The following is a 25119-nucleotide window of genomic DNA, read 5'->3' as shown; positions in this document are numbered from 1 at the left end:
GCTTCCGTGCTGACTTCAGAAACAACTCTTCGACCGGTAACGACTCTGGCACAGCGGACTCAGGCACGTAAGGGATTTGGCAACACCCGATGTGGTGGTGCTGGCGTCATATGCCGGTGTCCTTAGGTGAAAGGCTGACCGTCCGCACTCCGAGGCCGACGGTACGGGGGATGCGCCTGGTGGTTCCCGGCCGCCACACCGCGCTCCCGGACGCGTCCGTCGGCATGGCGCACCCGACGGTGGCACGGCTTCCACGCGAACGGAACATGGCGCGAAGGTGCTGGTCCTCCGGCTTGTTCGCCACACCCGGCGCATAGTGCGGGCTTTCGGTGGAGGCCGGAGCCCTCGGTCGTCGCGCTCAGTACGCTGGTGTCCGAAAATCGCGGGTGGAGCCCCAACTCTCTTACCGAGGAGGGGTGTTGGGGGGGAGTGCATGGACGTGGCCCACGACGTGCTCCGCATACTGCTCACCGGTGAACCGGGGCTCGGCCGGGACGCCGCACGGCCCGAGCACCCGCTCGTCACGAGCGCCCGGGCCCTCGCGGCGGGCGAGCCCCGGCGGGCCCTGCGCCGCCTCGCGGGCGTGCGCGAGCCGGGAGCCGTCGACGACATGGCCGCGGCGCTGCGCGTGGCGGCCCACGCCCTCGACCTGAACTGGTACCCCGGCGACGGGGGCGCCGTCCTCGCCGAGGGCGACGCCGAACGCCTGGCCGCGGGGGCGCCCCGGACGCCCGCCCCGGAGGCGGCCCTGGTGGAGTTCTGGGCCGCCCGCTTCCTGCCCCGGCTCCTCTCGGCCCGCGGCACCGTGGAGAACGCCCGTACCAGCGGCGACCACTGGGCCATCGCCCACGTGCTGCGCGACACGGAACGGCAGGCGAACGACGTGCCGGGGGTGGACGCCGCGCTGGTGCGCTGGGTGCGGGCGCACGTCCACTTCGCCGCCGCCGACGTGGCCCGCCGCGCGGGCCGCGACGCCGACGTCCTGGCCGCCCTCGACCGGTGCCGGTACGACGCACACGGCGACCCCTGGGTGCTCGCCCGGGTCTACCTCCTCCAGGGCGACGCGGCCCTGACGCCGTGCTCCCACCCCGACCTCCTGGGCCTGCGGCTCGACCCGGGCCCGACGACCCGACCGGGCAGCGCCTGCGACGACATGCCCGTCGACCCGGCCATGGCCCGAGCCCACTACGAGGCGGCCGACTCCCTCTACGCGCGCCTGCCCGCCCCGCGCGGCCGTGCCCGCGTCGCCTTGCGCCTGGTCCACCTGCCCCGCACGCGCGGCGGCGGGCCCGCCCGCGTGCGTGCGGGCGAGTGCGCCGCCGCCCTGGCCGAGCAGTCGGGCGCGGGCGCGCTCACCGCGCTCGCCACCACCCACCGCCTGCTCGACCGCCTCGCCGACGGCCACGACGCCGACCGCAGGGACCTCGACGAACTCGCGCGCTGGTGCCGCGACGACGGCAGCGTCAGCTACCTCAAGGGCCTGGTCCGCCTGCTGCTCGCACGGGCCGCCGCCTGGCAGCGCGACGGACTGACCCTGGCCGCCCTGCGCTGCCTGCGGGCCGCCCGCTTCGTCACCGCCCGGATCACCGCCCCGCCGGAGGCGGACCTCACCGACCGCGCGTACGTCGACCTCGTCGACCGGCTCACCTTCCGCCAGGCATCGACCGTGCTCCTCGCCGCCGACACCGCGCACGCCACGGCCGCGCTGCGCGAACGGGGCGCCGACGAGCGCGGCTGGCTGCGCGCCGCCGAACTCGCCATGGCGCTCGACCGGGCCGTGGAGGCGCTCGCCGACCCCGACCTGAAGGGCGTCGCCCAGGCGCGGCTCGGCGAGGTGGCCGCCACGGCCGAACGCCTCGCCGGATCCTGGGAGCCCGCGCGGCAGGCCGTCGGCATCGTGCGCGAGAGCCTGCGGCGCGCCCCCGCCCACCTGCTGTACCACCGGGGCCGCAGGGCTCTGGAGGCGGGCTTCCGCGACGAGGCGCACGCCGTGCTCCGCGCCGCGCTCGACCGGGCGGGGGACGACGCGCTGCTGCGGACGACCCTCCTGTACGAACTCGGTCGACGCCAGCAGGCCCACGCCCTCGCCTCCCGCCTCTTCCGGTCCGGCGGCCTGCACCCCGACCACGCCGTCAGCCTCTTCCTGCGCCTCGGCGACCCGCACACCGCCCGCCACGCCCTGGCCGTCCTCGACGAGACGTCCTGGTGCGGCGACCCGGAGCGCCCCTGGGAGGACCTGGCGCGCCGCGCCGAACTCGCCGAGGCCTTCGGCGACCACACCACCGCCGCGCGGATGGGCGAGGACGCGGTGGCCCGCTTCGAGCACTGGTCGGACCAGCTCGTCCGGGACGTCCTGCGCACCTCCATGACCGACGACGTGAATGTCGCGGCGATGTACCACATCACGGCCCGCGCCCACCTCGGCCGGGCCGACGAAGCCCACCTCGGCCGGGCCGACGTAGCCCCCCGGGGCCCGGCCGACCAGCCCCCCGAAGGCCCCCACGACACCGTCGACCCGGACGCCGAACGCGCCCTCGCCTTCGACCTCTCCGACCGCTGCCGCGGCATCGCCGTCGACGTGCTGCGCGCCCTCGACGACCTCCCACAGGGACCGCCCCTGGACGCGGCCCGCCGCTGGCTACGCGCCGGTTCGGCGTGGGCGGCCGCCTACGAGGGACTCGTGGACAGCGTGACCGGCGACGTCGCGCACCCCCCGTCCTCCGCGCGCCTGCGTGCCACCGTGCTCGCCGCCGAGGACGAGCTGGAGGCCGCCGAGACCCACGTGGCCACGCACGCGCCGGGCCTGCTGCGCGGGCGCGCGCACGGCGAAGGGCGCGCCCGCGGCACCCGCCTGAACGCGGTGCGCGCCGCCCTGCCCGACGACGCGCTGCTCTTGATGTACGAGACGTTCGACGACGACCTGGTGACCTGGGCGGTCGACCGGCACGGCGCCCGCCACATCCGCAGGACCGTGCACCACCGCGAACTCGCCTGCGCCGTACGGAGGTTCCACTCCGCGTGCGCGAGCGGCCACCAGGACACCGCGGACACGGGCGCCCTCGCGCGGCTGCTCCTCGACCCCGTCGCGGACGCCGTGCGCGGCAGCCGCCGCCTGTACGTGGTGCCGCACCGGGCGCTCACCCTCGTGCCGTTCGCCGCCCTGCCCCTCGGCGACGTGCCGCTGGGGGAGCGGTGCGTGCTCTCCCAGCTGCCCTCGGCCTCCCTCATCACCCGGCCCGGCGGCGACCGGCCCCCGCGCCGCGACGCGTCCGCGCTGCTCGTCGGCGACCCCGCCCACGCCCCCGGACGCGGGCTCGCCCGACTGCCCGGAACAGCGACCGAAGTGCGGGCCATCGCCCGGCTCCTTGGCACCGAACCGCTGCTCGGCGACGCCGCGACGGCCGCCGCCGTCACCGCGGCCGCCCCCGGCCGCGCCGTCCTGCACCTGGCCACCCACGGCGTGCTGTACGAGCGCGGCCCGCACCGCAGCCACGTCGCGCTCGCCGGACACGACCGGCTGACCGTCGGGGACGTCACCGGACTCGACCCGACCGCCGACCTCGTCGTGCTCTCCGCCTGTCACACCGGACGCGGCACGGCCACCGCGGGAGGGGACGTCATCGGCCTGGTCCGCGCAGTCGTCGCGGCGGGCGCCCGGCACGCGATCGTGTCGCTGTGGCCCGTCGACGACGCCTCGGGAGCCGTCCTCATGACGTACTTCTACGAAGCGCTGCTCGCCCGCCCCGGCGCACCGGTGGCCGACGCGCTGACCACGGCGCAGCGTCGCGTGCGCGCCCTGGACGCCGACGGGCGCGCCACGGCGTACGAGCGCCTGCGCGAGCTGACCGGCGGCGCCGCCGCGGCCGCGTGCGCACGCGACGGCCGCCCGCCCACGCCCCTCACCCGGCACACGTCCCCGAGGCCCTACCACTGGGCTCCGTTCATCCACATCGGCGCCTGACACGTGGAGCGGACGCGGGGGCGACGGTATGGACGCGTCCAAGCCGCCATTCGGGCTGACACACGGGCCCCTCGCTCGACGCCCGCACGGCTCAGCGCAGCTCCTGGATCCGGATCAGGTTGCCCGCGGGGTCGCGGAACGCGCAGTCGCGGACGCCGTACGGCTGCTCGGTCGGCTCCTGGACGACCTCGGCGCCATCGGCCTGCACCTTCTCGAACGTGGCGTCGAGGTCCGGGGTGGCCAGCAGGATCCAGCCGTAGGTGCCCTTGGCCATCATCTCGGTGATCGTGCGGCGCTCGTCCTCGGTGATGCCGGGGTCGGCGGCGGGCGGCGCCAGCAGGATGGACGTGCCCGGCTGACCGGCCGGGCCGACCGCGATCCAGCGCATCTTGCCCTGCCCGACGTCGCTGCGGACCTCGAAGCCGAGGACGTCGCGGTAGAAGGCGAGCGACGCGTCCGGGTCGTCGTGCGGAAGAGAAGCCGTATGAATGGTGATGTCCATGGCGAGCAGGCTAGACGCAGCTCTGTGAGCGCGCTTCTCGATTCCTGGCGCGCGGCCAGGGCCGCCACGCGGGGATCGGGGGACCGGCCGAGGCGGTCCCACAGGGGAGTGCCGCGCGGGACGGCCCGGCGCGGGGTTCATGCCCGGTACACCGCCCGGCCCGGCAGCTCGCGGCCGTCGACGTGCGCCCACAGCCGCAGCCCGGCGAGCACCTGGCCCTTGCGGCCGCCCGCGTCCAGGGGGATGTCGTTGCCCCCGGTGCGGCGGCGGGCCTCGCGATAGGTCGGGGCGAGCACCTGCACGGCGACGTCCGCGCCGCTGTCCCGCACCCGGCGCCGCAGTTCGAGCACGGCCCGCTGGGACGCCTCGGCGACCCGCGCCCACCAGCTGCCGGGCGCGGCGGGCGGCAGATGGAGGACCGAGCACAGCGCCTCGTCCACCGCGAGGGCGGCCCGCAGCTCCTCCGGGGAGCCCGGCGGCTGCCGGGCCAGGCGCCCGAGCCGCTGGGCGAGCTCCAGGCGGTAGGCCGCGCGGTGCTCGGCTTCGCACAGCGGCGCCACGCCCCGGCGCGTCACGCTCTCCAGGCAGTGGTGCAACTGGACGTCCAGGCAGGCCAGCTCGGTCACCCAGCTGGCGAGGACCACGCAGACGGCGAGCGGCGACCGCAGCTCACCGGCGGCCTTGGGCGCGCCCTCGTCGCCGTCCGCGGCGGCCACCGCCCAGTGGGCCAGGGACCCCGTCGCGCCGAGGCGCACGCCGGTGACCCCCGCCCGAGGCAGAGGCGGCAGGAGGACCTCGACGCCGTCGAGCGCCCGCCACTCGTCCCACCGCTCCTCGGTCGCGTCCCGCGCCGCCACCGCCAACTGGTCCGCCCGCGCGCGCCACCGCGTCGCGTACGCGCCCGGCAGGCGCAGCAGCGTCAGCTGGAACCACCGCCACAGCGCGGCCGTGTCGGCGTCCCCGGGCACGGCCAGCGGGCCGAGGAAGGTGGCGCTCTCCTGGCTCCGCGTCAACTCCGCGGCCAGGGCGGCCAGCTCGGGGTCGACGGCCGGGGAGGGCCGCACCACCGGCTCCGGGGGTACCGAGGCCACCGGCTCCCGCGGGACCGGCACGGGCGTGCCCATCGGCGGGGTGCTCTCATCGGACGCCGCGGCTGTGGGGGAGGCGCCCATGGCTTCCGCGGCTTCGTCGGACCCAGAGGCCCGCCCCGGAGACGAGCCTGCCGCCCCCTCCGCCAGCGCCGCCGTCACCTCCGCGAGCGCGGCCCGGCACTCCCGCGCGCCCGCGTCGTCGGGCAGCGCCTCCAGGGCCACGCCCAACGCGGCCCGCAGGCCCGCCAGATGGGCCCGCGCCAGCGCCGCCAGATGCGAATCGGGCCGTCGGCTGAGCCTGCGCAGCGCGTCCACGGCGGTCAGTGCCCGCCGTTGAACGGGTCGCGCTCGGCGACGTACGAGGCCTTCGTGTCGCTCATGTCCACCCGGAACACCGAACCCGGCGCGCCCCACATTCCGGCGAGCGAGTCGGCCCTCCAGTACGGCACCGGCGCCCGGTGCACCCGCAGCCGCCCCTGCTCATCGAGCGTCGCCACGTACGGGACCCCCTCCTCGGCCTCCACCCCTTCCGTGCCGTACGTCCCCTCCGTGCCGCTCCGCTCGGGCACCGGCACGACGCCGAGCAGGTCCCACTTCCGGTCGGGCTCGCCGGGGTAGCGCAGGTAGAACGACCAGCCGTCGTACGGGGGCGGGCCGAGCGGGCCGCTCGTCATGCCCCGCACCGCCCGCGCGCCCGGCCCCGCGTCCGGCACCCGGAACACCTGGTCGAAGCGCGGCGCCTCGGCCCCCGCCGCGCCGGGGCGGCGCGGGTCCTGCGGCAGGCCGAACACGACCACGCCCTTGTCCGGACGGTCCCCGGCCACGCGGTTGTCGGCGACGATCTCGACCGGCACCCACTGGCCTCCGGCGCCGCCGAGGTCGACCTGGACCGGGGCCGGTCCGTCCACCTCGTACTGCGGCGCGCCGCGCGCGAGGTGCACGGCCAGGTCGAGGTCGGCGTTCACCTCCACCTGGAACGTCGCCTCGCGGGTCCACTCCGCCATGTTCAGGCGGAAGCCGGGCTCCTCCAGGCGCACCCAGGCGTCCGGGTCGAAGGCGCCCCACTCCTTCCAGCCGGTGCCGATGTTGCGGTGGATGCGCAGGCTCGCGGGCAGGCTCTGCCACTTGCTGCGCACGGCCCAGGTGCCGCCGGGGCCGATGGGGCTCAGCCGCGCGCCGACCTGGAGCAGGGCGTGCGTGGGGTCGTTGGCCGCCAGCTGGTACGTCGGCCCGAAGTCGCACGGCAGGTAGTAGCTGAGGTTGTCCACCTCGATGCGCAGCACATAGCGGCCGCGGCCGAGGACGCCCTGGGCGTTGCGCACGGTGTGGGCGAAGCGGCGGACGTGGTGGCCCCAGCAGGCCCCGATGGACGTCGCCTTCTTGCCGTACTCCTCCTCCACGGCGATGCCCGCGGGGTTCCAGCGGACCTCCCTCTCCTGCCGCAGCCGCCGCTCCAAGGTGTGGCGCACCAGCGGCATCCGGCTGCTCTTGCCGGTGAGGAGGATCCGGTCGAGCTCGGTGGCCGTCACGATGTTCTTCGTGAGGGCGACCACGAGATCCATGATCTCCTTGAGGTCCGGCGCGAGGAGCCCCGCGAACGTCGCCGCGTCGAGCACCGGCACCCACGCCCCGCCCGCCTCGCCGTGCGCGTCCGCCGCCCCCAGCCGCCCCAGGAGCACCTCCAGCGTCTCCGGCAACGGCTGGTACGCGGCCTCGCCCGCTCCGAGCCGGAACTTGGCGTCCTCGGCGAGCTCCCACAGCAGCCAGAACGTCTGCTCCGCGTCCTCTCGGGAGGCCGTCACCACCGTCTCGGCGCTCCACCGCGTCGGCACCACGCGGTCCACCAGGTCCGCCGGATAGCCCTCCGTCTCGGGGTCGCGGTCGAGCAGGGTGCGCGGCACATAGCGGCCGTCCACGGCGTACGGGCCCTTGAGCGAGCCCACGACGTGCTCGAAGCGCTCCGGCTGGCTGGTGAGCAGATGGTCGGCGAAGGCCGCCTTGTACCAGCGGAAGAGGCGCAGCGTCATCAGGTCGCCGCCCAGCTGGAGGTGCCCGGTGGAGCCGAGCAGCGTGGGCGTGAGGACGTACAGGCGGCCGGTGAACCGGGGGTCCTGACCGGGTAGCGGGTCGGGCGTCGCGTCCTTGAGCCGCAGATTGATCAGGGCGAGGTCGGTGGTGCCCCCGCCGATGTCGATGACCAGGACGTTCTGCTGCCAGGCCCGGTCCGTGCCGGGCAGCGGTCGGCAGCGCGCCCGGAACGCCTCGACACCGGCCACGAAGTCGCCGCCGAAGTCCCGCATGATGAAGAACAGCGCGGCCGCCACCGCCTCGTCGAACTGGGTGTCCACCAGCGTGACGCCGAGCCCGTCGCCCGCGCCGCCCGCCCCCGCCCCGACCAGCTCGCGCAGCCTGCGGCGCACCGCGGGCGGCGCCACCGTCGGGTACGTCATGACGACGTGGTCGAGCCTGCCCTGGTGGAACTCCTTGGGGTTGGCGGCCAGGTATTCGTCGGTCTGGTCGAGCAGATAGCGCAGGCCCTCGCGGATCAGGTCGTCGGCCGTGAAGGGCTCGAGGCCCGGCATCACGTGATCGCGGCCCAGGTACTGCTTGACGCCCCGGTGCGACTGGGCCCCGCCCATGGGCAGGCCCCCCACCGGGATCCGCTCCGGGCCCATGCGCACCCGCAGCTCCGGATCGGTGGCGACGACCTCGATGCGGCTGGCCAGCTCCGTGGTGCCCGATTGGTCGAGGTCCACGGGGAACAGCCTGAGTACATCGAGCGGCAGCACGTCGAAGGCCCGGTGGTAGCACTGGTGCAGGAGCGGGGCCGCCGCCCGGCGCAGCCGCTCGTCCCGGGAAGCGACCCGCAGTTCGAGCGCGGTGTACAGCGCGTGCACCCAGCCGTCGCCGCCGTGGCCGCTCTCCAGGGCGTCGGCGAGCGCCTGGCCGCCGTCCGCCCCGGGGCGCGGAGCGGAGCCGTCCGCGAGGTACTGCCGCGCGACGTCGGTGAGCAGCTCGCGCCACTGCGCCCGCTCGCCGCCGCACGCGTCCGGATCGGCGAGCAGCTCCCTCAACTCCTCGCGCAGCCGCGCCTCCTGGTGCCGCGACATGGCGCGTACGTCGAGCTGGCGCATGTCGTGGACGGTGACCGTGGAGTTCGTGGTGCCGAAGTCCACCGCCGCGAAGCCGAAGTGCCGCACGGCACCCTCCGGGACCCGGCGCGCACCGGGGCCGCCGGGCGCCGGGGCGGGGGAGGGCGGCACGCTCTGGGAAGGCTCGCTTACCGCGTGCGCGGCACCGGCCGGGGCCCGCGACCACAGCGTGGCGTCGTACCACTGCCCGGAACCGGAAGTCTGCGCCGGAGCGGCCTGGGAGACCGGCGGGGCCGGAGGGACGGGCGGGGGCATGGCCATGTCCAGCCGGAGCGTGGTGGCGAGCTCGGTGGTGGCGTGGATGGTGCCGACGGGACGCCCGGTGACCGGATTGATCTCGTGGTGCGTGAAGCGGACGACCAGCGGCAGCGCGGTCACGCCCGGCGGCCCGGCCAGCGCCAGAGGACCGCGTGCCCGTACGGTCGTCGGCGCCTGGACGACCCGGCCCTCGACGGCGCGGAACGCCCCGGCGAGAGCGGCGGCGTCCAGCGCCGGAAGGCCAGGGTCCGTGCGCAGCACCTCGGCCTTGCTGACGACGACACCGCCACCGGTCGGCCGCAGCTCCACGTCGGGCAACTGCACGGCCGACAGCGGTCCGAGCAGGGTGAATCCGCCACCGCGGGCGTCCGCCACACAGGACGGCCCCGAGGCTATGAAGCGGGCGTGCAGTCCCATGGCGTCTCCGTGGATCAGGCCTTGCGCAGGGCGTCGGGCGGTGGGGCGGGGCTCTTGACGGTGGACACGCGCGCGCCCTGGGGCGCCCCGGAGTGCGGTGACGGACGGGGCAGGGGCATCGCTTCCAGGCGCGCGGCCAGGTCGAGGGGCACGGCGCCCTGGGCCGCGCCGTCGGCCCGCAGCCCGGACAGGAGCAGCTCGGGCGTGTCCGTGGCGTTCACGAACCGCTCGCCCTGCGCCAGGGCCTTGCCCGCCTGGCGTGCGAACTCCGCCTGGTGCACCGCCAGATGGCCGTGCACCAGGTCCACGAGCGCGGCCACCAGCTCGCGCCGCATCCGGACGACGTGCGCGACGTGGCGCTCCAGCGGGTCACGGTCCTCGGGCTGGTCCGGATGCCAGGGGAAGCAGCGGTCGAGGCGCAGCGGGAACCCGGCGTCGACGTCCGCCGGGTCCGGCTGCGGGGGCACCGTCTGCCGCAGCTCGGCGCGGTACCACTCCGGGTTGGTCGTCGCGATCAGCGCGCCGAGCCGGTCCCGGCGCGGCGGCGGCAGCCTCCCGCGCCGCTGCTCCTCGGCGGTGATCTCGATCCAGCCGCGCCGCAACTCCTCCAACACCCCGGCGTGGTCGTCGAGCCGCTCCTCGTACGCGGCCCGGATCCGGTCGTGGACGAGGGCCAGGAGCGCCTCGTGGGAGGCGCGGAACGCCACCAGAAGCTCCTCGGGTCCGTCCGGAATGCCGGGCGCCGGATCGCTCTCCGCGGCGGGCTCCTGGGTGAAGAGACCGAGAAGCGCCAGCTCGTCCTGGATGTGCTGGGCGAAGTCCGCGTCGCCCTCGGTGGCGTGCGGCACCACGACCAGGTGCCGCTCCCGGTCCACCGCGGCGAACAGCTCCTTCCACTGCGGCCACGCGGCGACCGCCGTGGCGGCCTCGTCGACCAGGTACCGGCGCAGCGCGTCGTCGCCGCGCGCCCCGTCCGTGGCCCGCTCCAGGACAAGCACCTCGCGCAGCGCGGCCAGCGCCTGCCGCGTGGCGTGCAGGGCCCGTTGGATCTCCTGGTACGCGGGCGGGTACTCCACCTCCGGATACGCCGAGCGCTCCGCGGTGATCAGCGCGAGCCGGGCCCGGTCCACCGCTGCGGCCCGGCGGCGCACCGCGCTGGCCTTGAGGGTGCCGCCGTGCTCCCGGGCGTGCCCGATGAGTTCACCGCAGAGCAGCCGCAGCCCGCCGTCGTGGGCGTACTCCCGCAACGCCCGGATCAGCTGGCTGCCCGGGGCATCGGCTTCGAGCCGGTCGGCGACGCGCGCCCACAGGCCCGTCAGCGCCGGCTGCCCGGCGCCGCCGTCGGCCTCGCGCACGCGGGCGCGCGCCCCGCCCGCCCCCTCGCCGCCGAGGACGCCGGAGGCGCGCAGCGCGGCGAGGCCCACCATGGGCGAGACCAGGATGAGCTGCTTGTGCTGCCCGGCGGGCAGCAGCGACTGCGCGGCCTCGACGACGGTGTCGAGCATCGCGGTGTCCGGCTGGCCGCGCAGCCGTCGCTCCGTCAGCCGCTCGGGCGAGTCCAGGAGCGCGGCCCGCAGCCCGGCCGGGTCGTCGACCGGCAGCTGGTCGAAGCGCCCGCCCGCGACCAGGATGCTCTCGCGCAGTTCCTCGTCCGACCTGCGCTCGCGCCCGTCCGCCGTGGGCTCGCGCAGCATGTCGAAGAAGTCCTGCTCACTGCCCACGGGCCCGCGCTGGGCGTTCATCAGGACCAGCACGGTGTGGATGTCCCGCAGCTCGCGGCGGCTCAGGAACCGGTCCCGCTCACCCGACATCTGGCTGTTCAGTCCGGGGAAGTCGAGGAGCGTGAGCGCGCCGACGTCCGCCAGGTCCCACACGGCCCGCGGCACCCGCACCCGCAGCTCGATCTTCCTGATCAGCGGTACGCACGCGGCGAGCACGTCGTCCGGGATCCGGCCGCCCCGGGCCACCGTGTCGCGCCGGTCCCAGCCGCCGCCCGGGTCCGTCGGCGCGTCAGGGAGCGACATGGCCCGCTTGGCCTGCGCGTCGGACAGGTCGTAGCGCCGCCCGAGCAGTGGCGCGCCCTCTGCGTACGCCTCCTGCAGCCGTAGGGTCTCCGCGGCCACCGCGGTCATCTTCGAGCCCTGCGCGGAACGGCCGTGGCGATGACACCAGTCGACCAGCGGCTGCCATCCCTCGGCCCCCGGCCGCGCCGCGCGCAGCGCGTCGAGCTCCCGCTCGCCCAGGCCTTCCAGACCCGCCAACTCCCCGATCCTGCGGTGCAGATGCGCCATCAGCTCGGCGGTCTCGAGCCCCGTGCAGTACACGACCGAACGTTCCTGGAGGGTCGGCCCCGGCTCGTCGTCGCCCGACTGGTCGATGCGGATGGCCGTCACGTTGCCCGTGGTCGGCACATGGCTCACCGACAGGAGACCCGGCATCCCGAGCAGCGCCTCGATCAGCAGCGACTTGCCCGCGCTGAACTCGCCGACGATCCCGATCGACAGCGGATCGCGCGCCTCGCCCAGCAGATGCGCGACGGCCGAGCGGAACTCCGCCCGCCGGGAGGCGAGGGCGCCCTCGTCCCTCTCGTGCGCCGGAGCGCGCTCCAGGGCCTCGAGCATGCCGACCGCCCACTGGGCGTACGTGTCCGTGCTGGCGCCCATGACAGCGGACCTCCCCCCTGCGCCGCCCCCACGCGTGGTGCCGCAGGCCCCCTGGGTACCGCGACAAACCCGCCGCGGTCGGCGCTCAGGGCAATGTCCCGCGAAACGCCCCCGTCGGGCAACAGGATGTGTCAATTTCCCTGAATTCGCACGGAGTTGTACTCAGCGGGACTTCACCTGGCGCCCTCGGGCCATGGCCGACACCTACCTGGGGGACGCCCTCGCCCGGACCCAGGCCCAGCCCCAGGCGTGACAGCAGTGCGCACACCGACTGCCCGAGAGGGGGCAGGCCCGTCGAGCCTGCCAGTCCGTCATGCCCGCAGGTGGCGGATCACCGCGAGCACCCGACGGTTGTGGTCGTGTGACGGGGGCAGCCCCAGCTTGTCGAAGACCGACGCCACGTGCTTCTCCACCGTGCCCGCCGACACGACGAGGGCCTGCGCGATCGCCGCGTTCGACCGGCCCTCCGCCATCAGCTTCAGCACCTCCCGCTCCCGCTCGGTCAACGACGCCAGCTCCGCCGCCCGATGGCTCGCCCCCGCGAGCTGAGTGACGACCTCCGGGTCCAGGGCGGTACCGCCCGCCGCCACGCGCTCCAGGGCGTCGGTGAACTCCGCGATGTTGGCGACCCGGTCCTTGAGCAGATAGCCCACCCCCGCCGAGCCGTCCGCGAGCAGCCGCGTGGCGTACTTCGTCTCCACATACTGGGAGAAGAGCAGCACCCCGGTGCCCGGGTGGGTGCGGCGGATGTCGATGGCGGCCCGCAGGCCCTCGTCGGTGTGCGACGGCGGCATCCGGATGTCGACGACGGTGACGTCCGGCCGGTGCTCGGCCACCGCCCCGCGCAGCGCGTCCGCGTCACCGACGGTGGCACACACCTCATGGCCCCGCTCCATGAGCATCTGGGCCAGCAATTCCCGCAGTACAGCGGCGTCCTCGGCGATCACTACACGCATGGCGGCATGCTCTCACGCGTGCATCGGCAGCTCGACGACGGCTGTCGTCGGTCCGCCCTCGGGGCTGTGGACCAGCAGTCGGCCGTCGACGGGCCGTACCCGCTGGACGAGGCCGGTGAGCCCGCTGCCCGCTCCGATCGTCGCACCGCCCCGGCCGTCGTCGACGACTTGGAGCCGCAACATCCCGTCGTGGCACTCGTCCACCGTCAGGATCGCCTGCGTGGCCCCGCTGTGCTTGATCACATTGGTGAGCAGCTCGGCCGCGCAGAAGTACGCGATGGTCTCGATGGCGGGGGTGGGGCGTCGGGGCACATCGGTGGTCAGCTCGACGGGGATGCTGCTGCGGGCGGCAAGCGTGGCGAGTGCGTCCGGCAGGCCGTCGTCGAGCGCGGGCGGGTGCAGCCCCCGGGCGAGGTCGCGCAGCTCGGTGAGTGCCTCCGTGGCGTTCCGATGGGCCCCGTCCACGAGTTGCCGTACGCGGACCAGGTCGATGGAGTCGCCGTCGCCGGAGGGAGCCGGTCCGTCGTCCGTGCCCGGCGGGCCGAGGCGCTCCTTGATCATGTCGAGGCTCATGGCCACCGCGACGAGCCGGACCTGTGCCCCGTCGTGTAGGTCGCGCTCCAGGCGGCGCAGCAGCGCCACCGAGTCGTCGACCGCGAGGGCACGGGTTTCCTCCAGGTCACGCACCCGGTCGGCGAGTTGACTCGTGCCCAGCAGGGCGCGCAGCAGCCAACGGTCCGCCCCTACCACCAGACGTGTCGGCCAGGGCGCGAGCAAGAGCAGCACCACGCCGAGCGCCAGGGCCCCGAACGTCCCGGCGAAGGTGTCCACGGTGAGCCCACCGGCCGGAATGGGCGTGAGGACGGGCATGCCGTCGTCGCCGGGGCCCGGCTGCTGTCCGAAGACCGCCCACCGCAGCGGGGCCGTGACATTGACCAGACCGGTCAGCCACCACAGCACCGCGTACATCCCGAGTGCGCTCACCGGCAGCTTCACCAGGACGTAGGACACGGCCCGCCATCCCGCGCCGTCCCGCAGCCCCGCGTCGAGCCGTCCGAAGAGCCCCGTGCCCGCGAGCGGCCGCTCCAGCGTCGGCAGCCGCTCGCCGAGGAACGCGGAGGCCATGCGCCGATGCACCCCGCCGAGAGTCCGTGCCAGCCGTACCCCCGTGACGAGGATCAGGACGCCGACGACCGCGCCCAGCAGCGACACCGTCAGGCCCGCGCCCAGGGCGAGCAGCACGGTCAGGACCACCCCGCCCGCCAGACCGAGCGGGAAGGCGAGCAGGCAGTACGCGACTTCTCTCCAGGCGCGCCGGGTCAGCGGTGCCCGCAGCACCATGAGGAGGAAGGAACGCGCTGGGGTGGCGGGGGAGGGCGAGCGGGAAGGGGGCTTGCTGGAGTCGTGCATAGTGATCATTTTCCCTGTCAGGCGTCGCGTCGGGCCAGCAGCCGCGCGCCCACGCCGAGGACGACGGCTGTGTACAGACACAGAACGGCGAACCCGGTCCATGGCGCGAGCATGTCGGAGACGGGCTTGGCGACCGCCAGGGAGTTACCGGCGATCATGGTTGGGAAGTACTTGGCGACGGTGGGGCCCGATATGCCGCCGATGAGCGCGGGCAGGACGAACGTGACGCCGACGAGCGAGGCGATGGCGCTCGCGGTGTGCCGGGTGATCGCGCCGATTCCCACGCCCATCAGGCCGATCATCCCCAGATAGGCGCCGGACATCAGCACGGCCCGCAGCACCCCGGAGTCCCCGACGCCCGGACTCGGCACCCCCTCGGCGAGCGCGGCACGCCCCGCGAAGAACGTCAGGAAGGCGACGGCCTCGCCCACCAGGAGCACCACTCCGCCGTACACGGACGCCTTGGCGGTCAGCAGGAGCCGACGGTCCGGGATGGCGGCGAGCGTGGAGCGTATGGACCCGGAGGAGTACTCCCCGGTGACGATGAGGACACCGAGGACGCCGATGAGCAACTGGCCGAGGGCGACCCCCGCGAGGACATTGTTCGTCGGGTCGAACGCGGCGGCCTTGTCCGGCGACGGCGCCCTGGTGTGGGCCATGGTGACCACGCCGATCGCGACCATGCCGATCACGGTGAGCAGCAGCGCGTAGAACGTCGAGCGCAGGGTCCGCAGTTTGACCCACTCCATGCGGGCGGCCTGCCGGAAGCCGTAACGTGGGGCGACGTGGGCGGTGGTCATCGCGGGTTCCTCTCGGTGTCGGTGGGCTTGGTGACACCGCGGAACGGGTCGGGATGTGCGGGGTCGGTGGCACGCTGGTGCCGCCCGGTGACGGTGTGGGTGGTGACGCCGCGGTACTCGGCGGAGCCGCTGGTCAGCGCGAAGAATGCCTCTTCGAGCGAGTGTCCGTCCGCGGTGAGCTCCCGCACCGAGGTGTCGGCGAGGAGCCGCCCCTGCCCGATCACCACCAGGTGGTCGGCGGTGAGTGCCATCTCGCTGATGAGATGGCTCGACAGCAGGACGGTGCGGCCCTCGGCGGCCAGGGAGCGCATCAACTCCCGGATCCAGCGCACACCCTCCGGATCGAGGCCGTTCACCGGCTCGTCGAAGAGGAGGACCTCCGGATCGCCCAGGAGCGCGGCCGCGATCCCCAGCCGCTGGGCCATGCCCAGCGAGAACGTCCCCGCACGCCGCCCGGCGACCTCGCTCAGGCCGACGACACCCAGCACTTCGTCCACCCGCGTCCGCGCGATGCCACCACCCGCGGCGAGCGCCGTCAGATGCGCCCGCGCGCTGCGGCCCGGATGGAACGTGCGCGCCTCCAGGAGCGCCCCCACTTCGCGCAGGGGCCAGCTCAGCTCCTCGTACGTGCGTCCGGATATCCGGGCCCAGCCGGTGTCGGGCTTGTCCAGGCCCATGATCATGCGCATCGTGGTCGACTTGCCCGAGCCGTTCGGCCCGAGGAAGCCTGTCACGGCTCCGGGGCGCACCTCGAAACTCAAGGCGTCCACGGCAGTGGTGAGCCCGTACCGTTTGGTGAGCCCTTGGACCTCGATCATCACAACTCCTGCGGGAAGCCCGGCCTGCGCCCGGCGTGGTCAACACACCTCACGCTAGGCCGCCCACCAGCACCGCAGTAACGGTGATTTCCTCCGACTGACCTGGGGGTTTTCCCCCAGACGCCGACCACGGCGGCGGCGACCACGGCGGCGACCAGGGTGGAGCGGCGGCGACCAGGGCGGCCCCGACCACGCGCGCGGTGAGCATCGCGCCAGCGACCACCGCTGCCACCACGACGGCCGCACCCACCGACTCCGCCGTCACACCCCCCACAATCCGGCCAACGAGCCCCCTGCGCGCCGCTCCCGCTCGTGTGGGTGATGGACGGGCGTACGGCGTGGACCTCACGATCCGGAGGTGTCCGGACGAGTATCGGCGAGCACCTGGGCGTGCTCGCGGCAACGTGCTCGCGACACGAGGAGTGGAACCATGACGTACCCCAAGACCGCCCTGCGTATCGCTCTGACCTGCGTGCTCGCGCTGGGTCTCACCGGGATCGCGCAGACGGGCGGCGCGACCGGGTCGAAAGCGGCGGCCGAGGCCCGAGAACCCGCCTGTCCGCCGCCGGGCGGCGGAAGCTGCTACTTCGAGTACTACGACGACAACGGCATGCGCACCATCGAGTTCGACCCGGAGGTCGGTGCCTGCTACAACACGTCCTCGGCGGGCGCCGTCCGTGGGACGAACAAGACCAACCGCACGGTCCACCTGTGGCCCACCAGTAACTGCTCCGGCAGCGCGACCGCCCTGGTCAAGCCGGGCTTCTCCTGGAACGACCCGTCCCACCACTACTACTCGTTCCGGCCGATCCGCTGACGCCGGGACCGGGCGGGCGCGGGGCACGGCAAAAGCCGCGGCCCCGCGCCCGCCCGGGCTGTCTCAGCCGAACTGGCCGACCTGGTAGTCACCTCCAGGGTTCGCGGTGATGACGTTCAGGCGGTTGAAGGCGTTGATGAGGGCTATCTCCGCCACCAGCGCGGCCAGTTGGTCCTCGTCGTAGTGCTTGGCCGCGTTGGCCCAGGCCTCGTCGGTGACCCCGCCCGCCGCGTCGGCGATGCGGGTGCCCTGCTCCGCGAGCTCCAGGGCGGCACGCTCAGCCTCGGTGTACACCGAGGCGTCCCGCCAGGTCGCGAGCAGGTTGAGGCGCGTGGGGGTCTCCCCGGCGTGCGTGGCCTCCTTGGTGTGGATGTCGGCGCAGAAGCCGCAGCCGTTGATCTGGCTGGCGCGCAGTGCCACCAGCTCGCGGGTCGCGGCGGGCAGTGCCGAGTCGGCGAGCGCCCTGCCCGCCGCGGAGAGGTGCTTGAGGGCTTTGCCCGAGATCGGGTTGGTGAGGAAGTTGAGACGGGGTTCCATGGTGATCTCCTGGGTAGGCGCGGCCGAGGCATGGCCGCGCTGAGTCGATGAGCCGCAGCTCACGGGACCGAACGCGTCCCGCGGAGACGAGCCGTGCTCGCTCCACACCTCCGACGAGGCAGCCCCTGGAAATGTCAGGCCCCGAGCCGATCTCACATTTCGACGTGCTGTTTCGTCGTATGGATGACAGCGGAGACGGCCAAAGGAGCGGCGACACCATGAGCACCCCGAGCAGCCAGAGCAGCGACACCACGGGGACCCCGTACGCGTCCCAGGACGACCGGCTTGACCCGGGCTTGAGCGCGATCATGAGCGAGCGGCGTCAGCTGATCAATGTCGCGTACCGGTTGCTCGGCTCCCTCGCCGACGCCGAGGACGTCGTACAGGAGACGTACGCCCGCTGGTACGCGATGTCACGGGAGCAGCGGGACGAGATCGCGTCGCCCGGGGGCTGGCTGACGAGGGTCGCGAGCCGCATCTGCCTCGATCTGCTCGGCTCGGCGCGGGCCCGGCGCGAGAGCTATGTGGGCCAGTGGCTTCCGGAGCCGGTGCCGGACCACAGGGAGTGGGCGGACGCGCGGTCAGGCAGCAGGGCGGCCGATCCGGCCGACCGGGTCACCCTCGACGAGTCGGTGAACATGGCGTTCCTCGTGGTCCTGGAGTCGATGACTCCGGCCGAGCGCGTGGCGTTCATCCTGCACGACGTCTTCCGCTACTCCTTCGCCGAGGTTTCCGAGATCGTCGGCAGGACACCGGCGGCGTGCCGCCAGCTGGCCTCGTCGGCCCGTCGCCGCATCCGCGCCGCGGACGCGCCCACGCCGACCCCGGCCGCACAACGCGCGGCCGTCGTCAGGAGCTTCAAGGAAGCCTGGGAGGCCAAGGACATCGGCGCCCTCGTCGGGCTCCTTGACCCCGACGCCGTGGGTGTCGCCGACGGCGGAGGCCTGGTCAGCGCCCTGCCGCTCACCGTGGGGAGCGAACACGTCGCGCGTCAGCTCGTCATGATCATCAACCGGGCGCCGGACCTGACGATCCTGGAGCGGACGGTCAACGGCGAGCCCGGCCTGGTCATCGAACACGAAGGCGCCGTCGCGTCGGTGGTGGCGTTCGACTTCGCGGGCGACCGGATCCGGCGCTTCTGGTCGGTGCGGAACCCCGAGAAGCTCCGGCCCTGGACGACGGGCTGAGGCAGGCGGGCGCCCGGCGGCGGCTCCGCGCTCGGTCAGGCTCAGGGCTCGGTCAGGCTCAGGGCTCGATTGAGCTCAGTGCTCGATCGAGTCGATCAGCTCTCGCGCCCCCTGCCGCAGCAGGGTCACGGCCACCGAGGTGCCGAGCGTCGCGGGGTCGAGGGGGCCCGCCCACTCGTGGGCGTTGAGGACCCGCTTGCCGTCGGGGGTGAAGACCCGTGCGCGCAGCGACAGTTCGCCTCCCGCGTCGCAGCGGGCGTATCCGGCGATCGGCGAGTTGCAGTGCCCCTGGAGGACGTGCAGGAACATCCGCTCGGCCGTGGCCTCGCGCCAGGCGTCACGGTCCCCGAGCCCGCTCACCAGGTCGATGGTCGCGACGTCGTCCTCGCGGCACTGGAGCGCGAGGATCCCGGCGCCGATCGGCGGGCACATCGTCTCCACGGACAGCACCTCGGACGCCAGGTGCATCGAGTCCAGCCGCTCCAGGCCGGACACGGCGAGCATCAGGGCGTCGGCCTCGCCCGCCGCGAGCTTCTGCAGCCGACGGCCCGCGTTGCCGCGCATCGGTACGCACGTCAGATGCGGGTGGGACGCGGCGAGCTGGGCGATGCGGCGCACCGACGACGTGCCGATGCGGCTGCCCTGCGGCAGTTGGTCGAGCGTGAGCCCGTCCGGGTGGATGAGCGCGTCGCGGATGTCGTCGCGCTTGAGGAACGCGGCGAACGTCGTGCCCTGCGGCAGCGGCCGGTCCGCGGGCACGTCCTTCACACAGTGCACGGCGAGGTCCGCCTCACCGGCAAGCAGCGCCGCGTCGACCTCCTTGGTGAACGCGCCCTTCCCGCCGAGCTGTGCGAGGTCGCCCATCCAGCGGTCCCCGGAGGTGGTCACGGGCAGGACCTCGGTACGGACTCCGGGGTGCAGGGCGGCGAGTTCGGTGCGTACGCGCTCGACCTGGGCCAGGGCCATGGGGGAGGAGCGGGAGACGATGCGGATCAGCTCGGGAGCGGACATGACGTACACGATAGGCCCTCGTGGACACGCCCCCGGCACCGGCGCGTCATCTAACTGGGCTACGGCACCTGGCGATTGACGGACGCGAACCGTCCGCTCTCGCGGTGCCGGGCGCCCGGACCCGGCCACTTTGAGGGCCGGGCCCCGCGCCGAAGAACCATCCAGGTGGCGGACAGGTCCGGCGCCGTGGGGACGCGGCCCGCGACGCCCCCAAGGAGGCCGGTGGCTCGGCCCCGTAGTCATAAGGGAAGTCGGCAAGGGAAGCCCGCGAGGCCCCTCCGCCCGCCGTCGGGGAAGGCCGGGACCTCGCCGTCCCGCGCGATCTCTGTCCGGATCCCGTACGCGGTTCGGTGTCAGCCGCCCGTCTCACGTGCGCCGTGCCCGTCGCCCTCGCCGCCGCACACGCCCGGCTCCAGCGGGGGTGCCGACACCGCTACATTGGCCTTGCAGTGCGGTGCGTTGCCCGCCTCGGCGTGCCAGTCCGCGGGGCGCGGCCGGACGAAGGCCACCGCCGCGAGCGCCGCGAGGACGAAGAGGCCCGCGCAGCCCCACGCCGCCTTGCCGAAGGCCGTGTCCAGCGCGTCGGGATCCGTGTACGCCGTGCCGCTCAGGCCCACGGCGAGCGGCAGGGCCGCGACCACGAGGAGTTGGGCGATGCGCGCGGCCGTGTTGTTGACGCCGCTGGCGAGCCCGGCCCGGGAGGCGTCGACCGAGGCGAGGACCGTCGCCGTCAGGGGCGCCACGAACACGCTCATGCCCACGCCGAGGACGACGACCGCGGGCAGCACGTCGGTGGCGTACGAGGAGTGGGGGCCGATCCGCAGCATCAGCAGGACCCCGGCGGCCGCGACGAGCGGGCCCAGGGTGAGGGGCAGGCGCGGTCCGACGCGCCGGGCCAGGTCGCCTGCCGACGCCGAGAGGAGCAGCATCAGGACGGTGATGGGCAGCGTCGCCGTGCCCGCCTGCAACGCGTCGTAGCCGAGCGTCGTCTGGAGTTGGACGGGCAGCAGGAACAGGATGCCGCCGATGGCGGCGTACAGGCACAGCGTCATGACGTTCGCCGCCGAGAACAGGCCGGAGCGGAACAGGCCGAGCGGCAGCATCGGGTCGCGGCGCCGGTGCTCGACGGCGAGGAAGGCGGCGCCCGCGAGCAGGCCGCCGATCCCCGGCAGGACGGTGGCGGCGACCGACGCGTCGCCCGACGCGCCGATGAGCGCGAAGCTCACGCCCGCCAGGAACAGCGCCGCGAGCACGGCGCCCGGCACGTCGAACCGCTGGGTGGCGGTGTGCTCGTCGCGGCTCTCCGGCACGTGCCGGGCCGCCAGGAGGACCACGACGGCCAGGGGAATGTTGATGAGGAAGATCCAGCGCCAGCCCGGCCCGTCGATCAGCCAGCCGCCGAGGAAGGGGCCCACCGCCCCGGCGACGCCGCCGAGGCCCGACCAGGCGCCCACCGCCTTGGCCTGGTCGTCGGGCCGGAACGAGGAGCGCACCAGGGCGAGGGAGCCGGGAGTGAGCAGGGCGCCGCCCACGCCTTGCAGGGCGCGCGCGGCGATCAGCGTGCCCGCGTCCTGGGCGAGCCCGCACAGCGCGGAGGCCAGCGCGAACCACACCACGCCGATGACGAGCGTGCGCCGGCGCCCGATGCGGTCGCCGAGCGCGCCGCCGAGGAGCAGCAGCGCGGACAGCGTGAGCATGTAGGCGTTGACCACCCACTGGAGGCTGGAGATCGACGCGTCCAGGTCGCGGCCGAGGGTGGGCAGGGCGACGTTGACGACCGTGCCGTCGAGCATCGCCATCCCGGAGGCAAGGACCGCGCACGCGAGGACCCAGCGGCCGCGCGGCGAGGCCAGGGCCACACCGGCGTTGTCGTCCGCGGAGGGCTCGGAGGCAGGCGGCCTCGCGGAGGGGCCGGGCGAGGAAGGCCCACGGGAGGAAGGCTCACGGGAGAAGGGCTCACGGGAGGAGGACGCCGTCATCGCTCACCCTTTACTCCGCTCATCGGTGCCCGTTCACATGTGGACCGCGCCTTCGCTCAGGTGCCCGCCCGCGGGGCGGCCCCTGCGGTACAGGACGAACGTAACGACCAGCCCGATGGCGAAGAAGAGGGCCGACCACCAGTACGCGGTCTCGTAGCTGTGCATCTGCGCCTGGGCCTGGACGGCGGGCGTCGGCTTCCTGCCGGTCAGATAGTTGGTCGCGGCGCTGGTGGCGAGGGTGTTGAGCAGCGCGGTGCCGATGGAGCCGCCCACCTGCTGGGTGGTGTTGACCATCGCGGAGGCCACGCCCGCGTCGTGCGCGGCGACGCCGGAGGTGGCCATGCTCATCGCCGGGGCGAAGACGAGGCCGAGGCCGAGCCCCATGACCAGGAGCGGCGGCAGCACGTGCGCGCCGTAGCCACTGGTCGTGTCGAGCGCCGTCAGCCAGACCATGCTCGCCGCCGCGAGGCCCATGCCGAGCGGCACGATGGGCTTGGCGCCGAACCGTGGCACGAGGACGTTGGTGGTGAGGACGGACACCACGACCATCACCGCGACCATCGGCAGGAACGCGAGACCGGTCTTGATGGGTGTGTAGCCGAGGATCTGCTGCATGTAGTACGTGAGGAACAGGAACACGCCGAACATGCCCGCGCCGGAGATGAACATGGCGAGGAACGACGCGCCGCGGTCCCGGTCGAGCACCACCCGCAGCGGCAGCAGGGGATGCGCGGCCCGCGTCTGCCACCAGGCGAACGCGGCGACCAGGACGGCGCCGATGACGAGGAAGCCCCAGGTCATCCAGTCGCCCCAGGCGTGCGTCTCGGCGTTGGAGAAGCCGTACACGATGCAGAACAGGCCCGCGGAGACCAGCAGCGTGCCGGGCACGTCCAGCTTCGGCCGGTCCGGCGGCGCCCCCGGGTGCAGCAGCCGGGCGCCGCCGACGATGGCGACCGCGGCGAAGGCCAGGTTCACGTACAGGCACCAGCGCCAGTCCAGGTACTCCGTCAGGACGCCGCCGAGCAGCAGCCCCACCGCCGCGCCCGACCCGGCGACGGCGCCGTAGATGCCGAAGGCCTTGGCGCGCTCGCGCGGGTCCGTGAACGTGGTGGTGAGCAGCGAGAGCGCGGCGGGCGCGAGCAGCGCGCCGAAGACACCCTGGAGGGCGCGGGCGAGCACCAGCATGGTGAAGCTGGTCGCGGCGCCGCCGAGCGCGGAGGCGAGCGCGAACCCGGCGAGCCCCGCGATGAACACGGCCTTGCGGCCCACCAGGTCCGCGATGCGCCCGCCGAGCAGCAGCAGGCTGCCGAAGGCGAGGGCGTAGGCGGTGACGATCCACTGCCGGTTGCCGTCGGTGAAGCCCAGGTCGCGCTGGGCGGACGGCAGCGCGATGTTCACGATCGTCGCGTCCAGGACCACCATGAGCTGCGCGATGGCGATGACCGCGAGGATCAGCCACCGGTGCTCGTGCTTGCCGCCCGTGTGGTACGCGGTGTGCGCCGGGGGCGGGACGGCCGCCTGCGGCCTCGGGTCCGCCGTGTGGGCGATCGGCTCCGCCCCGTGAGGTATCGGGTCCGGGGTGTCCCGCGGCGCGGGCTCGGGGCCGGGCGTGTGGTCCATGGTGGCCTCCAGACCCCCCGCCTCGAAAGACACCCCCGTCACACGCTAAGCGCCCCGTGCGGGCGCCGCGACCTGGGCGGGAAGGGGGCCGGGAGCGCCCGCGCGGCGTGCCGGGACCGCCGCCGTGGCCGGGGCGGCACACGCCCCGGCCACGGCGACGGGCTCGTCGAGCGGCGCTCAGTCCACGTCGATGACCTCGGAGGCGCGCGGCTCGGCCGCCGGGGCGCGCTCGTCGGACCTTTCGGCCGGGGCGCACTCCCGCTCCCGCACCTGGTCGTCCCGGCGCCGGGACAGGCCGCCCGCGAAGGCGGCGATGGGCTCCACGAAGCGGGCCGTGAGCGGCCCCGCCACCACCAGGATCAGGACGTACGCCGTGGCCAGCGGGCCGAGCGACGGCTCGATGCCCGCGGAGACCGCGAGCCCCGCGATCACGATGGAGAACTCGCCGCGCGCCACGAGCGCGCCGCCCGCCCGCCAGCGTCCCTTGACGGAGATGCCCGCGCGCCGCGCGGCCCAGTACCCCGTGGCGATCTTCGTACAGGCGGTGACGACAGCGAGCGCAAGCGCGGGAAGGAGCACCGGAGGGATGCTCGCCGGATCGGTGTGCAGGCCGAAGAAGACGAAGAACACGGCGGCGAACAGGTCGCGCAGCGGCGCGAGGAGAGTGTGCGCGCCCTCGGCGGCCTCGCCGGACAGCGCGATGCCGACGAGGAACGCGCCGACGGCGGCGGACACCTGCAACTGCTGTGCGATGCCCGCGACGAGGATGGTCAGACCGAGGACGACAAGGAGCAGCTTCTCCGGGTCGTCGCTGGAGACGAAGCGCGAGATGAGGCGGCCGTAGCGCACCGCGACGAAGAGCACGGCGCCCGCCGCGCCGAGGGCGATCGCGAGGGTGAGACTGCCCGCGGCCCAGCCGACCCCGGCGAGCAGGGCCGTGATGATGGGCAGATAGACGGCCATGGCGAGGTCTTCGAGGACCAGGATGCTCAGGATCACCGGGGTCTCCCGGTTGCCGAGGCGCCCCAGGTCGCCGAGCACCTTGGCGATGACGCCCGAGGACGAGATCCAGGTGACTCCGGCGAGGACGACCGCGGCGACCGGACCCCACCCCATCAGGAGGGCGGCGGCCGCCCCCGGCACCGCGTTGAGCGCGCAGTCGACGATCCCGGCCGGGTACTGCGTCTTGAGATTGCTGACGAGATCGCTGGCCGTGTACTCCAGGCCGAGCATCAGGAGCAGCAGGATGACGCCGATCTCGGCGCCGATGGCGACGAACTCCTCGCTGGCGCCGAGCGGCAGCACACCGCCGGTGCCGAACGCGAGCCCGGCGAGGAGGTACAGCGGGATGGGGGAGAACTGGAACCGCCCGGCGACCCGCCCGAGCAGGCCGAGCGCGAGGATGATGGCGCCGAACTCGATCAGCAGGACAGCAGAATGCACGCGCTCACTCCCTGCCGAGTATCGTCGCGGCGCTCTCCACACCCTCGCGGGTGCCGATCACGATGAGCGTGTCCCCGCCCGCGAGCCGGAAGTCCGGCGTGGGCGACGGAATGGCCTCCGCCCGGCGCAGCACCGCCACGACCGACGTGCCGGTCGCGGTGCGCAGCCGGGTGTCGCCGAGCACCCGCCCGTTCCAGTGCGAGCTGCCCGCGATCTCGACGCGCTCGGCGACCAGGCCGAGGTCGGTGGTGTGCAGCACCGTGGAGCACTGCGGCGCGGGAAGGAGCGCGTCACCGAGCGCCGCCGCCTCGCCCGCGGTGAGCCGGAGCGACAGCGCGCAGGCGTCCGGGTCGTCGGACCGGTAGGCGCTGAGCGTGCGCCCGCCGTCCCGGTGCGCCACGACGGACAGCCGTCGCTGCTCACGCGTGGCGAGGTCGTAGCGCGTACCGATGCCGGGCAACGGGGTGCGGCTCAAACGTGAAGCGGACACAGCTCTC

General features: G+C 74.1%; 16 protein-coding genes and 1 pseudogene. 3 read left to right on the top strand and 14 right to left on the bottom strand.

Annotation, left to right across the window (positions count from 1 at the left end; genetic code table 11):
- The first annotated feature begins 433 nt into the window (after positions 1 to 433).
- Positions 434 to 3961, top strand: a complete 3528-nt coding sequence (locus ACIG3E_RS27310) for a CHAT domain-containing protein (RefSeq protein ID WP_399621608.1) — start codon at positions 434 to 436, stop codon at positions 3959 to 3961.
- A 91-nt stretch (positions 3962 to 4052) separates the two neighbouring features.
- On the opposite strand, the gene ACIG3E_RS27305 is transcribed toward ACIG3E_RS27310, so the two are convergent.
- The 8 genes and pseudogenes from ACIG3E_RS27305 to ACIG3E_RS27270 form a co-directional block, all read right to left on the bottom strand.
- Positions 4053 to 4463 carry a VOC family protein gene (locus tag ACIG3E_RS27305; protein WP_399621605.1) on the bottom strand — a complete coding sequence of 137 codons (411 nt, stop codon included), beginning with the start codon at positions 4461 to 4463 and terminating at the stop codon, positions 4053 to 4055.
- Positions 4464 to 4600: 137 nt separating this feature from the next.
- The gene (locus ACIG3E_RS27300) at positions 4601 to 5869 is read right to left on the bottom strand and encodes a hypothetical protein (protein WP_399621602.1); all 1269 of its coding nucleotides are present in this window, start codon (positions 5867 to 5869) and stop codon (positions 4601 to 4603) included.
- Positions 5870 to 5874: 5 nt separating this feature from the next.
- Positions 5875 to 9381 carry a hypothetical protein gene (locus ACIG3E_RS27295; RefSeq protein ID WP_399621599.1) on the bottom strand — a complete coding sequence of 1169 codons (3507 nt, stop codon included), beginning with the start codon at positions 9379 to 9381 and terminating at the stop codon, positions 5875 to 5877.
- A 14-nt stretch (positions 9382 to 9395) separates the two neighbouring features.
- On the bottom strand, positions 9396 to 12044 hold the full coding sequence (locus ACIG3E_RS27290; protein ID WP_399621597.1) for a dynamin family protein: 2649 nt from the start codon (positions 12042 to 12044) through the stop codon (positions 9396 to 9398).
- Between the two features lie 311 nt (positions 12045 to 12355).
- On the bottom strand, positions 12356 to 13000 hold the full coding sequence (locus ACIG3E_RS27285) for a response regulator transcription factor (protein WP_242728219.1): 645 nt from the start codon (positions 12998 to 13000) through the stop codon (positions 12356 to 12358).
- Between the two features lie 12 nt (positions 13001 to 13012).
- Entirely contained in the window at positions 13013 to 14410 is a 1398-nt protein-coding gene (locus ACIG3E_RS27280; RefSeq protein ID WP_399621594.1) for a sensor histidine kinase, read from the bottom strand.
- A 17-nt stretch (positions 14411 to 14427) separates the two neighbouring features.
- Entirely contained in the window at positions 14428 to 15210 is a 783-nt protein-coding gene (locus ACIG3E_RS27275; RefSeq protein ID WP_399621591.1) for an ABC transporter permease, read from the bottom strand.
- Between the two features lie 170 nt (positions 15211 to 15380).
- Positions 15381 to 16028, bottom strand: a pseudogene (locus tag ACIG3E_RS27270) (ATP-binding cassette domain-containing protein); the annotation flags it as partial.
- A gap of 430 nt (positions 16029 to 16458) precedes the next feature.
- Here ACIG3E_RS27270 and ACIG3E_RS27265 point away from each other — a divergent pair.
- Complete coding sequence (locus tag ACIG3E_RS27265; protein ID WP_399621587.1) at positions 16459 to 16845, top strand: hypothetical protein; 387 nt, start codon at positions 16459 to 16461, stop codon at positions 16843 to 16845.
- Between the two features lie 63 nt (positions 16846 to 16908).
- On the opposite strand, the gene ACIG3E_RS27260 is transcribed toward ACIG3E_RS27265, so the two are convergent.
- The gene (locus ACIG3E_RS27260) at positions 16909 to 17382 is read right to left on the bottom strand and encodes a carboxymuconolactone decarboxylase family protein (RefSeq protein ID WP_399621584.1); all 474 of its coding nucleotides are present in this window, start codon (positions 17380 to 17382) and stop codon (positions 16909 to 16911) included.
- Positions 17383 to 17600: 218 nt separating this feature from the next.
- Here ACIG3E_RS27260 and sigJ point away from each other — a divergent pair, with 218 nt between their 5' ends.
- Positions 17601 to 18569 carry an RNA polymerase sigma factor SigJ gene (gene sigJ / locus ACIG3E_RS27255; protein WP_399621581.1) on the top strand — a complete coding sequence of 323 codons (969 nt, stop codon included), beginning with the start codon at positions 17601 to 17603 and terminating at the stop codon, positions 18567 to 18569.
- 75 nt (positions 18570 to 18644) lie between these two features.
- Here sigJ and hemC read toward each other — a convergent pair whose 3' ends face one another.
- The 5 genes from hemC to ACIG3E_RS27230 all read right to left on the bottom strand — a co-directional run bounded on the left by hemC (position 18645) and on the right by ACIG3E_RS27230 (position 25112).
- Positions 18645 to 19580: a hydroxymethylbilane synthase gene (gene hemC / locus ACIG3E_RS27250; protein WP_399621578.1), complete on the bottom strand. Its 936-nt coding sequence runs from the start codon at positions 19578 to 19580 to the stop codon at positions 18645 to 18647.
- A 353-nt stretch (positions 19581 to 19933) separates the two neighbouring features.
- The gene (locus ACIG3E_RS27245) at positions 19934 to 21559 is read right to left on the bottom strand and encodes an MFS transporter (protein WP_399621575.1); all 1626 of its coding nucleotides are present in this window, start codon (positions 21557 to 21559) and stop codon (positions 19934 to 19936) included.
- Positions 21560 to 21592: 33 nt separating this feature from the next.
- Entirely contained in the window at positions 21593 to 23179 is a 1587-nt protein-coding gene (locus ACIG3E_RS27240; protein WP_399621572.1) for an MFS transporter, read from the bottom strand.
- A gap of 177 nt (positions 23180 to 23356) precedes the next feature.
- Positions 23357 to 24622 (bottom strand): cation:proton antiporter, encoded by a 1266-nt coding sequence (locus ACIG3E_RS27235; protein ID WP_399621570.1) that lies wholly within the window; start codon positions 24620 to 24622, stop codon positions 23357 to 23359.
- 4 nt (positions 24623 to 24626) lie between these two features.
- Positions 24627 to 25112 carry a cation:proton antiporter regulatory subunit gene (locus ACIG3E_RS27230; protein WP_399621567.1) on the bottom strand — a complete coding sequence of 162 codons (486 nt, stop codon included), beginning with the start codon at positions 25110 to 25112 and terminating at the stop codon, positions 24627 to 24629.
- Positions 25113 to 25119: the final 7 nt, after the last annotated feature.

The organism is Streptomyces sp. NPDC053474, assembly GCF_044544845.1.
Classification (GTDB): domain Bacteria; phylum Actinomycetota; class Actinomycetes; order Streptomycetales; family Streptomycetaceae; genus Streptomyces.
The sequence above is the reverse complement of the archived record's forward strand: the minus strand, read 5'-3'. Positions and strand labels throughout refer to the sequence as shown.